The following is a 16,241-nucleotide window of genomic DNA, read 5'->3' as shown; positions in this document are numbered from 1 at the left end:
CAACTTTTAATAGATGTGCTTTTCGAGTGCCTGCGAGGCTGACAACTGGATTTTCAATTTCTTTATTTCCACTACGTAAATTATCAATTTTTGCAGTCAATAAAGTAGGCGTTGTTTCAGATGTCGGTAATTCACCTTGGATGCGCAAAGACTTAGTGCTCACCAAATCATTGAATGCAAAATCATCAACTGCAATATTTGCTGTAGCTTTCAAACGCGGTTGCGATTGGATATTTAAACTACCGTATGCACGACCTTGCAAACCTGGATATAGCTCATATAGTGCAGGTGCATTTAATTTGATTTTTAAGCTTTGAGCATTGCCTGTTGCTTGCAATTGATTTTGAGCATACGCAAGGAACAGATCATTTGCTTCAAACTGTTGCGGCAAGAAGCCTTTTTGGTTTGAATCAAGTAATAAAGTAAGATTTCCACGACCACGTACAGGTTTGTTGTTAATAAAACCTGCTGCATTTAACTGACGAATATCAATGCGTTTCAATTGATCAGACCAAATGCCTTGTGATTTTACATGACCCGAAATTTCACCTTTGACACTAGAAACAAAGTACTGTGGTTTAAATCGTACTAATGAAGCATCAATATCCCAGCCTAATTTATCTTTTAGATTTACTGAACCTGTAGCAAACAATTTACCTGCCACACCATCATGTTTGAGTTCATTCACTTTAATAAGTTCTGGTGTTCCAACTATATCGATTTTTAATAAACCATTCCCCTGATTTAAAGCATTTAATGAACCGTCGTAGTTCACAGCAAAGCTTTTAAAGCCACCACCTGCTTTTTGATCGTGGAAAATGAGTGCGGCTGTACTTTTACCTTTTAAAGCAATCGTTTCATTACTACCCGCTTGAGCAAGCTGACCTTTTAAATCAATCTGCTCTAACTGAATAATTTGTTGATTTGGCTTGGCAAATCCTGTCGCTTTAATTTCACCATTTAGCAAATTAACGGGGGCTGAAGCCGAAACTGTTTGTGGATTAAAGTCTTCTGCTTTGAGCTGAGCTTGCCATGAAAGTTGTTGTTTTTCAGATGGTAGTTTTACTTTTGCTTGACCAACTAAGCTACCTTTAGCAGCTTGATAACTAAAGTTTTCAACATCTAACAGACTGCCTTTTACATCAAGACGCGCATTGTATTTACCTGTTGGTAATAGTGTTTGCTCATGCGGGCGTACAGTTGTCGATAGATAAATATCTTGTTGACCCTCTTTCAAGGCAATATTGGTTTGACCTTCATCACTGCTTAACCAACCAATATAAGGAACAGCACGGTCGATTTTTTTCCAAGAAACATCTAATAGCATCGGTTGAGGCTTTTTATCCTTCGCTTCAGCTTGGTTAAGCTTAACATTCCATGTTTCATATTTATCAAAAGCCAATTCAGCAACTAATGCCAAACCTTTTTCCATTGTTCCCGATGAACTAATATTCGCATCTAAATTTGGTGGTAAAAAGTCTTGAGCAACTTGGGGTACGGTTTCATTTTTTGGATTCAAATGACTTAAACGGCCTTTAATATCCCAAGAAACATGCTCACGCCAATTGACCAAACCATTTAAAGCAACAGATCCATCCATGAGTTGCCCATTAAAATCTCGTATATTCAGTTGATTTTTGAGGTCTGTATCCATGAGCGCATTATATTTACCTTCTGGAATTTGCTCGCCCTTTAGATCAGTATCTAAATTAATGACTAATTTCTGAATATCACCACGAAAACGTGCAACACCATCTTTAGCAAATAGCTTTTGCTCTTTCAGTAATGGTAAATGATAGTTTTTAAATAATAGTTCGCCATTCATAGGCACATGATCACGTACAGGATGAACGACAACCCAACCTGTCAACATATCAGGCGTTTGTGTTGCAATGCCTGCCTTTAAGGTATCCAATGTACCCGTCGCAACAAGCTTAATGGTTTTAATATCTAGACTATTGAGTGCAGGAATGATCACATCAGCTTTGGCATTCAGTGGATATTTACCACTAAAGTCCATTTCACCTGTGGCATTTTGTAGAGCTAAGTAGCCCATATCCATACGTGAATCTTCAAAATTCAGCTTTGTACCTGACCATAATGCATCTTTTAAATAAATATCATTAAAATCAACAGTTGATGTTGTTGTTTTGATTTCTAAACGATCTAAGGTCGCTTCATCTACACGCAGAACGAAAGGTAATTTAATTGCATCAAAAGCAAACGGCTTACCTGATGGTGGATTTTTATTAATAATGACCAGATTCTTGATATCAGCATGACTCAAGTGTATTTCTTTGTTTAAAATCGCACGCCAACCAAGTGATACATCTGCACGATCTATTGAGACATTTACTGCTTTCAGTTGTACAAGTACATTTTTTAGAATAATGCCTGAAAGTAAATTCCCACCTTCATATTCATACTTAATAATTTGCTGAGTCTGAAGTACACGATCTAGTAGAAAGCGGCTACCTTTATCTGTAGACATCATTACTAGCACTGAACTTACCAATAGTAAAAGCGTGATAAATATAATCAGCACAATACTACGGAAAATATGCCGTTCAGATTTAGGTCCAGTTGGAGGTGTTAATTGCTGTTCTACTTCCGTCATAATCAACCTGAAAATTATTTGACCTTTTAAAGGAGTTTTTAAACTGTATTAAAGCTGCGGACCAATAAAGAAATGCAATCGAATAGGATTGTTATCATTTGAAATACCTGATGCAACATCTAATCGAATTGGGCCAATTGGCGATCTCCAACGAATACCAACACCAATACTATATTCTGTCGGATTGTTAAAATCTTTATCGTAAGCATCACCAAAATCAGAAAAAATTGCTGCTCGCCAGCCATCTTTAAACTGATAGTTATATTCTAGGGAACCAACCCCTAACGCCTGACCACCAATCTTATAACCATCTTCTTCAGGCGATAAACTCTTGTAGTCAAATCCACGTAATGACTGATCCCCACCTGTGAAGAAACGCAAGTTATAAGGTACTTTATTAAAGTCATCAGTGAAAATATAACTTGCATCACCACGACCAACAAACTGATGGTCATCGTTTTCACCTAGTGAATAAATAAATCTCCAACCAGCAGTTAAGATCGCCATGTTTGCATCAGAAAGTAATGATTCAGTTCCCAGTTCAACTTTGTAGGTCTGTTTAAAGCCTTGGGTTGGATTTAAACGTGAATTGGCATTGGTTTTAGATAGTTCATAACCAAACAATAGAGATTCTTGTTCTGAATCCATTCCTGATACTTTAAATGCATCAGGTAACTCATTTACATCAACATCACCTTTTTTCGTGAGTCGATCTAGACGATAACGAACACCCATCGTATGTTGCCAATCACCGAGCGGGTTTTTAATTACACGCTCACCACCCAATACCGCTGATTCAACAAGCAGATTTACATCTGGACCAATATCGTCACGCTCTTCACGCTCATAACCACCGACAAGGTTAAAGTAATCATTCAATGGATGTTTATAAGGAATGCTATAACGACCATCGATTGATTGACGAATTTGTGAAACCTCGATGTTGGCATCAAATGAATGTCCATACTTATTTACAATGGCACGTCGATATTGGCTACGAATACGTGCTCCCGTATCCGTACCATAACCAAGACCAGTTTCTAAACTATTTAAACGATCAGCATTTAATGTCACAACAACAGGGATTTTTTTCTCGATTCGCGTTTGCTCTTCTAGTTTTTGTCTTTCCTCTTCCTCATCATCATCATCATGCGAGAGTGGCATTGCACGTGCAATTGCGTATTGTTGTGACTCACCACCAGAGAACTGTGATTCATCCACAACATCTTGAGTCACTTCGTCAGCAGAAACGACTTTTTGCCGAGCCAAATCAGCTTTCTGTTGGCTACTCATCAGCTGTGATTGCTGAATATTTTGTTGATCAACCAATGCCTGTAAATCGGGTGCTAATTCTAAAGGCGGTTGAATCGGGTCTGGCTTGATCGTATCAACCAAGGTGTAGTTAAAATAACGGGTATTAGTGAGGTTGTTTGCCAATGCATTAACACGCCAGAAAGCATAGTCATCATCTTCTTTCCAAGGAGCTAGGCTATCCAATACTTTTTGTGTTAGTGGCAAAGGCTTACTCGGATCGCTCATCCTATACTCAACTTTTTTAAGCTTATAACGGTCGCCTGTCTCATATTTCAGGTTAATTTCCGCTGTCTTATCTGGTTGAGTAATTTTTACATCGTGTAATCGCCAATAAGCATCAAAGAAACCATTGTCGGTTGCAGCGCTGACGATTTTAGTTTTAGTCTCTTCATATTTACCGTGATTGAAGATATCACCTTCATCTTGCTCAGGAATTAAGCGAAGAACTTGGAGTTGCGGTAAATTCTCACCTGCTCCAGAAAACTCAATATTTTGCTCTTTGATTTTTACTGGTTCATTCGGCGTAACGTTAACTTTAACTTTGCTATCACTCACTTTTTCAAACTTAAATTCCGCGTTGTAATAACCAACTGCTTGCGCTGCTTGATTCGTAAGTGATCTTAACTGTGGTAATGCAACGTTGAAATCTTCAAACGACTCTTGGGTAAAAGTAGAAAGTTTTGCTTTAATATTTGTTGCCAATATTGCTGGCGCACCTGAAACATCTGCTGAAATACGGGGTATTTTCTCAGCATTGAGTAGATTATCAGGATGTAAACGATTCCAAATTCTTTTAAAGAAGCCAACTTTTTCATCTTTCTTGTCATCATTGACTTGCAATTCAGGTAGTGTTCGCCCTAATTCATTTGCCTCAACAACAATCTTGCTGTCTGTTTGGATTTCCTGCATCAATTGATCAATATTCACAGGTGCTTTGGTAATCTCTGTCAATTCCGCCTGCGAAGCATCATTCACCAATACATCGGACGTTTTAGTTGGATTATCACGATAATTTTTCGCATCATTTTTTGCTTCTTCAGCAACACGAAAAATTTCGTCTGCCATATTTTGATCAACTGTGACCGTTGGTAAATCTTCTAAGTTGTCGTCTAACTGAATTGGTTTCAATTCGTTAATTTGATTTACGGATTGTTCTTGCTGTTTTAACGCGTCCAAACTGTCTTGCACATTGATATTCGAACTTGGTAAAGCATTGACCAATTGAGTATTAAACATCGTTGTTTCTTGTACAGTGTCTGAATCGACTGTTGTTGTAGGTTGTTCAATTGTTTCATTTTTCGACAAATCAGAAACCTGCTCTTGAGCACAAGCAACTGATATACAAGAACTAATTAAAAAACTACTACAAATAAGTTTAGGAAAGCCCTGCATTTTAAATATTAAATGCATAGAATGAACCAGTGTTGACTGTTTAAACTTAGCTTTAGATGGCATGTGAAACTCTAAACTTATTTTTAATTTATCTTTTTTTGACGGGTGAAAAGTTCTTCAAATCGTTGATTTTCATCCAATCAAACATTGAAAGTATCATACATGCATTTTGTAGTATTTTTACAGTAAGTCACATTTTTTTATAAAACACAATGAAGTGAACACACGATGAAACAAGATGACCACTTAATGACATCACGTCGGTTTGTTCCGATGTTTTTCACACAATTTTTTGGGGCACTGAATGACAACGTTTATAAACAAGCTTTACTCTTAGTCATTACCTATGGTTGGATTCAGCAACAAAGCGCACCCATTAGTACTTTAAATAATCTTGCTGCACTTCTTTTTATTCTACCTTACTTTTTCTTTTCAGCGACAGCAGGTCAAATCGCTGATAAATATGAAAGATCTCAGCTTATTCGATTTATTAAAATATTAGAAATTGTCATCATGCTCATCGGAACAGCAGGCTTTTTACTTGGTAATTTGTGGCTGTTATTGTTTGCTTTATTTCTTATGGGTACACATTCAACCTGCTTTGGTCCAATTAAGTACGCCATCTTGCCTGAAATTTTAAAACCTCAAGAATTAATGTCTGGTAATGCATTATTTCAGTCGGGTACTTCTATTGCAATTTTACTTGGTATGATTTTAGGTGGTGCTGTCATCGCCTCATCTGAAGGAAACTTACTGTGGATTAGTGTCACAGTTGTCACAATTGCCTGCTTAGGCTATTTATGTAGCCGATTTATTTTACCTCAAAAAGTTGCTGAACCAGACTTAAAGATTGATTGGAACTTTGTCCGTACTAGCTTTCAGACATTAAAATACGTCAAAGGCATTCCTGTTGTTTTCATTATTTTGCTGGGTAATTCTTGGTATTGGTTTTATGGCGCTACGTACCTCACCCAAATTCCTCAACTCACTCAGCAAAACTTACATGCTTCTGAAAATGTGGTGAGCTTATTACTGACCTTTTTCTCTGTAGGAATTGGTGTTGGCTCACTACTATGCAGAAAGATTGGCGGTAGTGATATCAATATCAAGATGGTGCCTTATGGTGCTGTTGGTCTGACTGTATTTGCACTTTATTTAGCTACAAGCCTTGCTTTTGTTCCTGAACGCACGGGTGAGCTTCTCAATCTTGGCGACATTTTTACTCAAGGTTTAGTCTATTATCACGTGATGTTAGCAGTCACTCTACTGGGTATTAGTGGTGGTTTTTATATCGTGCCACTATACGCCATGATGCAGGCTTATTCTCCGCGCTCTCATCGTGCGCGTATTGTGGCCGCAAATAATATTTTAAATGCTGTATTTATGGTTTCATCTGCAATTTTCTCAATTTTAGTCTTAAGCATTTTAAAAATTGATATTAAAATCTTATTTATTATTACGGCTGTTTTAAGTGCATTTTTCTCCATTTGGTTGTTGAGACGACTAAAACCACTTATTGCAAATGTTCCAAACACTTTAGAGGATTAACTTATGCGTCAGTATACAGGTCTAGATAAGCTGATTAACTCATTTGACCAAGCATTACGCAGCTTAGTTCCTGGTGCAACGAGTGCTCAACGCGGTAATCCAGCAGATCATGAACCATCACAACTGTGCGTGAGTGATGCTCGTCATGTTGCAGGTTTAATGCGTGTTAATCATAGCGGCGAAGTCTGTGCTCAAGCGCTTTATCACGGACAAGCATTGACAGCAAAACTCCCTCATGTTCGTGAAGAAATGCAACAAGCAGCCATCGAAGAACAAGACCATCTTGCTTGGTGTGAAGATCGTTTAAAAGAGTTAGACAGCCACACCAGCCTACTTAACCCGATTTGGTATGGTTTGTCTTATGGCATGGGTGCAATTGCAGGAATTGCTGGCGATAAATATAGCTTAGGTTTTGTCGCAGAAACAGAGCGTCAAGTCAGCCAACATTTACAAGATCATATTCAACAATTACCCGAACATGATGAGCGTTCACGTAAAATCTTAGTACAAATGAATGAAGATGAGCTTCATCATCGAGATACAGCACTCAATGCGGGTGGTGTTGATTTACCTGTACCTGTTCGTATCACCATGACAGCCATTTCTAAACTCATGACTAAAACCAGTTACTATTTATAAAAGATAAAGGGCGTTTCAACACAACGCCCTTTTTTATAATCAATCACAGATCATTTAACAATAATCTTACCATGCATGTTTGCTTTTTGATTATGCCAATAACTTTGCGAATATCTATTTTGCTCAGTAAAAATCACATAGGTTATTTTATCTTTTTTGAACTGTAACTGATCCTTGCCCTTTTTAACAAAGAACACTCGTTTGCTATTCACCCATACACGTTTTGCATCATCAATTTTGATGGTTGCTAATTTTGAACCATCAGCTTTTTGAGCAACCCAATCTTTTTGATGAATGCTTTGATTTGATATCATTTGTTGAGGTTGTGGTGTGACGAAACCCGACGTTGCATTTTCTTCTTTGCTTTTATAAATATCACAACCTTGCATTTCACTCACTTGTGTACAACCTGATTGGATTAGTAATTCTCTATATTTGGCATCAATCGCATACGCCGAGTTCATTGCGCTACACGCAAGTAAGCCCAATATCAGATATTTAATTTTCATGCCGTTCCTTTTAAACAATTCATGTGAATATTCAAACACTGGTTAAGCTTTTAGTATGTGTTTCAATTGTTCTATTTATAAAAAAACCTATGGCAGCACCATAGGTTTTAGAATTGGATTAATTCAATCCATGTTCTGCTTTAAATCGTTCAAGGTTCCTTACAGCATCTTGATAACGATATTGAACTCTGCTGCTATTTGAGCGTAAATCGTATAAACGCTTTTTATAGTCATCTCTAAGCTTTGATGATAAATCTTTACGTTCTAATTCTCTCAAATAATAACTGACATCATTTTGTGAGCGATCAAATTCAGAATTTGCTTGGTAGTATTCATTAGCAACTTGATAATATGATCGTAACGCATCACGTTTTTCAACTGGGCAAACTTGATAATTCCCGCGTCCTTCCATCGCTTCATAGAAGATTGATTCAGGACGACAATAATAACTTAAACCTTGCTTATAACCTTTTTCATAAAGCGCTTGATTCGGAACAATATTCGCTTTCTGACACGATGAATAGTATTTATCTAATCTTGACTCTCGTCCTGCAGAACCGTCTTTTTCACCAACACTTGCCCAGTTTGCCGTTTTACATTGATCAACACTCATGGCTGCACAACCAGACAATAAAAGACTTAAAAATGAAATTTGAAAAATAATTTTCATAAAATTATTCCTATTATTATGGCGTTACAAACAATAAAATTACATTGTAATGACAGGATATTGCAGCTCTGAATTATATTCCAGCGCATCATCTTGCCATAATTCAACTAAAGGAATTTTCACATCTACTGCTAATGGTAGCTTCTTTGGATTAAATTGCATATGGTTCAAATCTTTGCCCCATGCAATAACATCGATGTCTAAGCTAATATGATGCGATGGCCGAATACGCCCAGATTCTAATTCTAATTTTTTTAATGCCTCAATCATGTCCTCAACAGACAAGGTACTTGTTAATAAACAAGCGGAGTTCCAATAATCAGCACCTACACCATCACGACATGGAATCTGATAAATAGAAGAAAATTTCACATCACCCAATTGCTTAATTTGAGCATAAGCAAAACTGAAATGATGTTGTTGTTGGACATTACTCGCCAGTGCGAGCGCAAAAATCGTTTCTGTTGCGTTCAAGGCGAATTCCTACTGCAGTTGCTTGAGCAATAATTGCAGGTTTACGAATAGTGATAATAATAGATTCAATCGAAGAAAAAGTCGTAAATAAACTTTCAAGAACCAATTGAGCAGCATGCTCAATTAACTTAGGTTTTGCTTGTTGGATCACTTGTGCAGCTAACTCACAAATTTGAGCATAATTCAGCGTATCTTCCAACTCATCAGACTGAGCAGCCTGACTCAAGTCATTATGAATCGTTAAATCCAACATCAAAGGCTGAATGATTTGGCGTTCCCAATTAAAACAACCAACAACCGTATCAACTTTTAGCCCTTCTATAATAATGGCGTCCATTAACTCAACATCACATAAAATTTCCCCCTTGAAACAAGGGGGATTTAAAAGAATTTTTAGTGCTTCAAGAATGAAGCAGGTTCGATATTGTGAACCATTTTCAAACGTTGGTCAGCATAAATATCGGTATAGGGTGCGAGAACACGCATGAAACGATCAAAATATAACATTTGCTTGAATAATAGCGCAAAGTCGCGCGGGAATTTGATGCCGTGACGTTCACCAACCCCAATCATGTCCATCATAATATCATTGAGATCAGCAGGATTTGAAGTCAAAATCTCTTGAGGATCGGCTAAAAGTACACCACTAAATAAACGCTCGAGATCATCAGCTAAAACTTGGGTATCAATTTTCTGATGCGTCATGCCCATTTTGAGCATATTTTCAGCCATAGCCGTGTAATTGGTATGCTGCAAAGCATCCATGAATGCCATACACGCAGTCCAAACTTCTGGTTTTAATTGACCAACAATACCGAAATCAATAAAACCAATGCGACCATCTTCAAGCAGCATTAGATTCCCTGCATGTAAATCTGCATGGAAACTCTTACATAACATTAAACTACCAAACCATGTATTCATGGCTGTAATCAATACTTGTGTTGGATCTTTTGCATATTTCTTTACAACGTCAAAATCAGTTAAAGACACACCATACAATCGTTGCATCGTTAAAACACGGCGCGTAGAGAATTGGTGATAAACCTTTGGCGCAGTTGCAGCTTGATTACCTGAAACATTTAGGTACTGTACAAAATCATCAAGATTTTGTGCTTCTTCGATAAAATCTACTTCGCGTACCATACGTGTTTTAATTTCATCAACGATTTCAGACAAGGAGGCAAATTTGATTTTAGGAACTGCCTTTTCAAGGAGTTTTGTTGCCCAATGAACTACATTTAAATCTGTGTATAGAATCGTTTCCACACCAGGTTTTTGTACTTTTAATACAACATCTTCACCTGTAACTAATCGAGCAGCATGTACTTGTGCAATTGATGCTGATGCTAAAGGCTTTTCATCAATAAAGCTAAAGATTTCATTTAGATTCTTACCTTCAAATTCTTCAGCTAAAACTTGTTGAATATAACTAAAAGGCAAAGTTGGTGTTTGATCTAAACAACCTTGGAACTCTTCAACATATTCACGAGGGAATAAAGATGGTGTACTTGCGATGAATTGACCAAGTTTAATATAAGTAGAACCCAATGATTCAAAAGTCTCACGCATAAGTTTTGCGTTACTTGGTTTTTCAGTTGCGTATTTTACACCTGCCTGTGCTGCAACCATCACTGTTTCACCGATACGTGCAACAGAACGCAATCCATCGAATAAAATATTTCTTTTCATAATCTTTCATTGCCTCATAGATGGTTTTAGTTTATCAAATTTCACGGCGTTTACCGATTAAGTTGCCTGACAAACCGGACAATTTGCATCTTTTTCAAATTGCAAAATACGCTGTGAAAGATTTAAACCATTCCAAAGCAAAAGTTTCTGTTTAAGTGGCGTTAATCCACGGCCTAAGAACAACAAAGTGTGATGTGCTTGTAATGACGCTATAATGACAGGCGTAGTGGCTAGTACACCTGATTCTGCGCAGCGCAACCCTTCATTTGCATGATTTTCTTTAGGAAATAGACACTCATAGCATGCGGTCTCAGCATCAACCATAAATAACTGCCCTTCGAAACCAATCGCTGAAGCACTAATTAATGGAATTTGATATTTTCGACAAATCGAATTGACCAAGTAACGCGTACTAAAATTATCGCAACCATCTAAAACTACATCTTGATGCTGTACTAAATCATCAGCATTCGTTGGGTCAAAACGTATATTTTGATAGTTCACTTGTATATGCGGATTAATTGTTTGTAGATGCTTGGCCAAAATCTCTGCTTTGTAACGACCTAGATCATTCAATGTAAATGCAATTTGTCTCTGAAGATTACTCATCTCAATGGTATCAGCATCAACAATCGTAATTTTACCCACACCCGCTCGTGCCAAAAGCTCAGCACTTGTACAACCTATGCCACCTGCACCGATAATCAAAACATTAGCGAGTTTGAGTTTTTCTTGTGCTTCAATATCCCAACCATCTAATAAAATCTGACGACTATAAAGATGCATTTCATCATTACTTAGCTCAAATTCGTTTTCTAAATGGTTTGACACAACAATTCTCTAGCCTTTTCTGAACAGATTAGATTCTAAGTGTCGACGCATTTTTATGAAAGTTAAATTGCATAAAATACGAATAAATAGCAAATTCATATTTTTTATTGAAGTGAGTTACTCTCCATTTCTACAAGTCATTTCAGGGAAATAAATGGAGAGTACTTACAGCTAGAAATAATGATTGATTATGATCCTTTACTTTTTTGATCATGCATCACTTCATAGGATTGAGCTCTTAATAAGTCTTCTCTTGTCCCAAATGAACTATTACGTAATTCAGCAATGGATTGTTGTTTACTGGCATCATTTGCATCACTTTTTAAAATTTGATCCCGCGCAGATAAATACTGATTAATTTGCGTTTGCCACACTGCTTCTTCTTGATCAACTTTTTCCAAACGATCAGCTGCTTCAGGCCCAAGTAAACTTTCCCTCATACTTCTTAAATCTTGAGCTGATCCGCCTTTTGCTTGGATTTCTTTCGTAAGTTGCTGCAATTCAGCGAATTGCATCGAAACCCGTACTCCGTCGGCCAACGCTGGAGGTAATTCATCAATCAACTTCGCAAGCTCTGTAGCCTTTTCTTGTGTCGTTAGATTTTTATTGGCATGGATACGCATTTGCTCAAGATTAAATTGATTTAGATTTCTTTCATTACCAAACAAAGCATTAATTTCAGCCGCATTAAAAAACTGTTGTTGCACTTTTGCCATTTGATCTACGACTTTTTGCAAAGCATCAACATTATTAGATTTAAAGCCTGCATTTGGTTTTAAGCTTTGTAGTGCATGCATATAAGCAACATATTGATCAAGTAAATAAATTGCATAGTTTGAAGCGGATTCAGGCAATGTAGCGAGTAAGTATTGTCGTATATCTGCGACAAGCTCTGTTTCAGTTTTTTCACCTAAGCTAGAAAAGAAATAATCGAAACAGCTACGAATACCAACCGTTAAAATGAGTTTCCCATTTGCATCGACCTGAATTGGACAGTCAATCTCTGTACCTTGTAATGATGATGCTAGGGTTGGCAGTTTTCCTTGTTTATTGTTTACAGTTGCACTTTCTAAAACTGTGTTTTCTGGCTGTATTGTCTGCGTATTTATATTTTGGTTTTGAGTTTGAGCTTCTGGTTTAAATACATAGTAAATCAGCAGTAGCAAGAGCAATACACTCGTGATAACACCAAATATAATTGTCTTATGATTTATAAATTTACCGCTCATAATCCCTTGCTCTATTTATAATTAATTGTGTGAACCGTTATATGGTAAAGGGAGTAGAACATACTCCCTTATATTTGAGTAGTTATAGACCTTGATTCTTCAAACGGTTTGCTTGAGTTCGATAAGGAGTGACTGGATTTTGTAGGAAACCAACCAAGCCTAACACCTGATTCACTTCATCCAAATGGTTAAAATTATAATTATCACGAATGACTGTGCCTAAATGATTTGAACAACGCGGCACCAAGCCATCATTCTCACCACGTATGAGTAATGATGTTGCGACTAAAGCATAGTCTAGAGGATCTAATACATTGGTTAACACCCCTGTACCACCCCATGAGTAATAACGAACACCATTGACAAGTTCAGTACCCGAACCACAAGCAGTCGTTGGAACACCTGCTGGGAAACGACTATTGAAATTCGCTGAGCCAGCAGTTGTAAGTGAATTCAGTCCTGCGATTGCATCTTGATCATAATAATGACCAGACCCAATACCCACTAAAGAAAAGAAAGCATCCACTGCGGCTGCAACAACAGGTGCTGCTATCGGCCCTACTGGTGATTGAGTGATGGAATAAACTACATCAGCAACATCAGAACCTTTAGTTGGTCCACCTACAGCAGTTACTGAGGCAACTTTAGTTGGCATAAGGCTCGCTACATAACGAACTGATTGTGAGCCATGACTATGTCCGATCAAATTGACCTTTTGAGCGCCTGTAATTGCCAGAACTTGTTTTGCTTGTAAAAGTAATTGTTCTCCACGTACCTCTGATGAGTTAAATGATGCTTGTTGAGCGACAAACACATTTGCACCATTACCAACCAAGTCCTCTGTAATGCCATTCCAATACTGTAAAGGCCCAACAGCAGAGAAACCTGCCATACCATGTGCTAATAAGATTGGATACTTTGTTTTGGCATAACTAGAGGTAACATAAGTACTACCGCCGACTGAACATGAGTCCACATTACAATTTTGCCATGATGCCTTTGGTGATAAGAAGTCGAATAAACCTGCATGTACTACAGATCCACTGCTCATCAGCATACCCGCCATTAACGTCATAGCGCTTAAATATTTTTTCTTCACGTTTTGCTCCTAGCATTTTTCGTTTTTATTACAGCTATATAGTCCGTGCGATTTGTATGCGGATTCATTCCAAACATACAAATGAACTGCAAAATTATACTCCCTACAAATATTGCGTGAATTTTAGACTAAAACAAACTGCGCCAAATTCATAACAATAGACGCCAAAATTATGCTCGAATCCGAAAATTCCGATGAATGTACATTTTCAAATTCACATTGCTGGATTATTTTCAAAGTCGCAGGATCAGTTTAAAAATGGAATTTAGTTACTATCATGAGTCTTCCTCGTCATCATAAACATCATTTTATAAGTAGCTCTTATGCACATTTACTAAGTGAGGTCGTGGCTCAATGGGATATTTCCGTTGAAACCCTCTTTTGGGGAACTGGTGTAGAAATTGATAAGCTGAATGATCTAAGTTATAAAATTAGTCTCGCTTCTTTTAAAAAAGTCATTGAGCGTACGATCGAGCTGACACAAGAAGAAGGCATCGGATTTTATGCAGGAACACAGATTAAAATCAGTTCTCATGGCTTACTTGGATTTACTGTCGCAATATCCAAAAATGCCTATGACGCAATTCAAACGATTAATCAGTTCGTTAGCTTACAATGTTCGTTTGTAGAATTTGATTTCAAAATCGAACAACATTTAGCCTACTATACGATTATTTATGATCCATCTCTATTGAACTTCACTGATGTTTCAGATACTCGATCATATGAGTTTAGTTGTATTTTTTTCTTAACTGGCTTCGTTCACTTAGTTAGATTTTTCATTCCTGATTTTAAACCAAGCATTGATTTACAATGTAAATATCCGCCCTATTTTTCTCGTTTTAATAAAATTCTGAATACTACTTTTGAAGAAATACGTTACGAACAACCACATACTCGTTTAATAGCACCAACCGAATTTTTAGATCGACCTTTGAGTATGTCTGACCCTCTTACCTCTGAAAAATTTAAATTGCTCTGTCAAAAAGAACTTGATGAGTTAGTTGCGACACAAGATATTCTTCATCGAGTTAAGCGGTTGATTGATGATCCAATAGAAGGATTGCTCAGCATTGATCAAGTGGCTCAAAAGTTGAATTTAACCAAAAGAACATTACAGCGGATGCTACAAGAGAAAGGGATCAGCTTTCAAAGTCTATATGACGACGTGCGTAAACAAAAAGCGCGTAAGTTATTATTAAATCCGTTAATCACGAAAGAAGAAGTTGCAAAAAAACTCGGTTATTCATCCACCTCAAGTTTTAATCGTGCCTACAAACGTTGGGAAAATGAGTAAATCATAACGATCTTTATGCAACAATAGTTGTGTTCAGAAATATTCGGAAAGTGTATGAACACTCAAAATCTATTAGCGGTTGAGTTACCTAAAGCTTATCGTCTTTTAAATCATGGTCCTACGGTGTTAGTTTCAGCTCAACATGAACAAGACACTGATGTTATGGCAGCAGCTTGGGCATGTGCTTTAGAGCTAACACCCGCGAAGGTCACTGTGGTATTGGATAAAAGTACCAAAACTCGCCAGTTGGTTGAACAAAGTGGATACTTTGCACTTCAAGTTCCATGTTTCGCTCAACTTGATATGGTGCATCAGTTGGGCACTATCAGTAAGTTTGATCATCCTGATAAGTTAGCAGACTGCAAAACTGAGCTATTTTATAAAGATGGTCTAGAAGTTCCATTAGTTGATGGCTGCATAGCATGGCTAGTCTGTAAAGTAATCCCTGAACCGCATAATCAACAAAGCCATGATCTATTTATTGGTTCAGTCATTGCGGCTTGGGCAGATTCACGCGTTTTCCATGATGGACACTGGCACTTTGAAGATGCCGATAAGTCTTTAAGAAGTCTGCATTACATTGCTGGTGGAACATTTTATTTAATCGGTGAAGAAGTAAAAGCTCAGCTCTAATTCCAAAGGGAAATGCAGTTCCATTTCCCTTTTATATACCAACACTGAAATAGTATTTCATCTCAAGCAATAGCTTAGTAAAACCATCGATTATGATGGCGAATCAACTTTCATTAACTCAGAATACAATGTATCTAAAAACTGCTTTTGTTGAGCATCATCTTTGAAATATCGTTGATAATTTACGCTACAACTTTCTACATCAGCGATATTATTTTTATTAGGCGACCAATCGCGGATATCTTTGACCGTAATTCCTAAGTCATCCTTGCAACTTTGCCACAACTGTGAAAATTT

The 16,241-nt window shown here is 37.3% G+C and carries 13 protein-coding genes and 2 pseudogenes; 4 read left to right on the top strand and 11 right to left on the bottom strand.

Annotation, left to right across the window (positions count from 1 at the left end; genetic code table 11):
* Both B4237_RS14095 and B4237_RS14090 read right to left on the bottom strand, forming a co-directional pair.
* Window positions 1–2,617: pseudogene (locus B4237_RS14095) on the bottom strand (hypothetical protein); the annotation flags it as partial.
* Between the two features lie 48 nt (window positions 2,618–2,665).
* Window positions 2,666–5,386, bottom strand: a complete 2,721-nt coding sequence (locus tag B4237_RS14090) for an autotransporter assembly complex protein TamA (protein WP_278596458.1) — start codon at window positions 5,384–5,386, stop codon at window positions 2,666–2,668.
* A 165-nt stretch (window positions 5,387–5,551) separates the two neighbouring features.
* Between B4237_RS14090 and B4237_RS14085 the strand changes: the two genes are divergently transcribed.
* Window positions 5,552–6,871, top strand: coding sequence for an MFS transporter (locus B4237_RS14085; RefSeq protein WP_278596459.1), 1,320 nt, complete (start codon window positions 5,552–5,554; stop codon window positions 6,869–6,871).
* A gap of 3 nt (window positions 6,872–6,874) precedes the next feature.
* Window positions 6,875–7,510 carry a 2-polyprenyl-3-methyl-6-methoxy-1,4-benzoquinone monooxygenase gene (gene coq7, locus B4237_RS14080; protein WP_007482050.1) on the top strand — a complete coding sequence of 212 codons (636 nt, stop codon included), beginning with the start codon at window positions 6,875–6,877 and terminating at the stop codon, window positions 7,508–7,510.
* A gap of 50 nt (window positions 7,511–7,560) precedes the next feature.
* Here the strand turns inward: coq7 and B4237_RS14075 are convergent, their stop codons facing one another.
* From B4237_RS14075 to B4237_RS14040, 8 genes are all read right to left on the bottom strand, one after another.
* Window positions 7,561–8,019 (bottom strand): hypothetical protein, encoded by a 459-nt coding sequence (locus B4237_RS14075; RefSeq protein ID WP_278596460.1) that lies wholly within the window; start codon window positions 8,017–8,019, stop codon window positions 7,561–7,563.
* A 118-nt stretch (window positions 8,020–8,137) separates the two neighbouring features.
* Window positions 8,138–8,689, bottom strand: a complete 552-nt coding sequence (locus B4237_RS14070) for a DUF2799 domain-containing protein (RefSeq protein ID WP_278596461.1) — start codon at window positions 8,687–8,689, stop codon at window positions 8,138–8,140.
* 39 nt (window positions 8,690–8,728) lie between these two features.
* The gene (locus B4237_RS14065) at window positions 8,729–9,163 is read right to left on the bottom strand and encodes a 2-amino-4-hydroxy-6-hydroxymethyldihydropteridine diphosphokinase (protein ID WP_007482054.1); all 435 of its coding nucleotides are present in this window, start codon (window positions 9,161–9,163) and stop codon (window positions 8,729–8,731) included.
* Window positions 9,120–9,500 (bottom strand): dihydroneopterin aldolase, encoded by a 381-nt coding sequence (gene folB / locus B4237_RS14060; protein WP_023012525.1) that lies wholly within the window; start codon window positions 9,498–9,500, stop codon window positions 9,120–9,122. Before folB ends, B4237_RS14065 begins: the two co-directional genes overlap by 44 nt.
* A 56-nt stretch (window positions 9,501–9,556) precedes the next feature.
* A complete protein-coding gene (locus tag B4237_RS14055) occupies window positions 9,557–10,855 on the bottom strand; it encodes an ABC1 kinase family protein (protein WP_004880058.1) in 1,299 nt (432 codons plus the stop codon).
* A gap of 57 nt (window positions 10,856–10,912) precedes the next feature.
* On the bottom strand, window positions 10,913–11,641 hold the full coding sequence (locus B4237_RS14050; RefSeq protein WP_171056560.1) for a HesA/MoeB/ThiF family protein: 729 nt from the start codon (window positions 11,639–11,641) through the stop codon (window positions 10,913–10,915).
* A 233-nt stretch (window positions 11,642–11,874) separates the two neighbouring features.
* Window positions 11,875–12,915: a lipase secretion chaperone gene (locus B4237_RS14045; protein WP_278596462.1), complete on the bottom strand. Its 1,041-nt coding sequence runs from the start codon at window positions 12,913–12,915 to the stop codon at window positions 11,875–11,877.
* 82 nt (window positions 12,916–12,997) lie between these two features.
* A complete protein-coding gene (locus B4237_RS14040; RefSeq protein WP_130133964.1) occupies window positions 12,998–14,014 on the bottom strand; it encodes a lipase family alpha/beta hydrolase in 1,017 nt (338 codons plus the stop codon).
* A gap of 277 nt (window positions 14,015–14,291) precedes the next feature.
* On the opposite strand from B4237_RS14040, the gene B4237_RS14035 reads away from it, so the two are divergent.
* Both B4237_RS14035 and B4237_RS14030 read left to right on the top strand, forming a co-directional pair.
* Window positions 14,292–15,311 carry a helix-turn-helix transcriptional regulator gene (locus B4237_RS14035; protein ID WP_286943612.1) on the top strand — a complete coding sequence of 340 codons (1,020 nt, stop codon included), beginning with the start codon at window positions 14,292–14,294 and terminating at the stop codon, window positions 15,309–15,311.
* A 54-nt stretch (window positions 15,312–15,365) separates the two neighbouring features.
* The gene (locus B4237_RS14030; RefSeq protein ID WP_278596463.1) at window positions 15,366–15,944 is read left to right on the top strand and encodes a flavin reductase family protein; all 579 of its coding nucleotides are present in this window, start codon (window positions 15,366–15,368) and stop codon (window positions 15,942–15,944) included.
* A 90-nt stretch (window positions 15,945–16,034) separates the two neighbouring features.
* On the opposite strand, the pseudogene B4237_RS14025 reads toward B4237_RS14030, so the two are convergent.
* A pseudogene (locus tag B4237_RS14025) lies at window positions 16,035–16,241 on the bottom strand (hypothetical protein); the annotation flags it as partial.

It is taken from the genome of Acinetobacter sp. UBA6526, assembly GCF_002434875.1.
Lineage (GTDB): Bacteria > Pseudomonadota > Gammaproteobacteria > Pseudomonadales > Moraxellaceae > Acinetobacter > Acinetobacter venetianus.
This window is presented reverse-complemented; position numbering and strand designations above follow the sequence as displayed.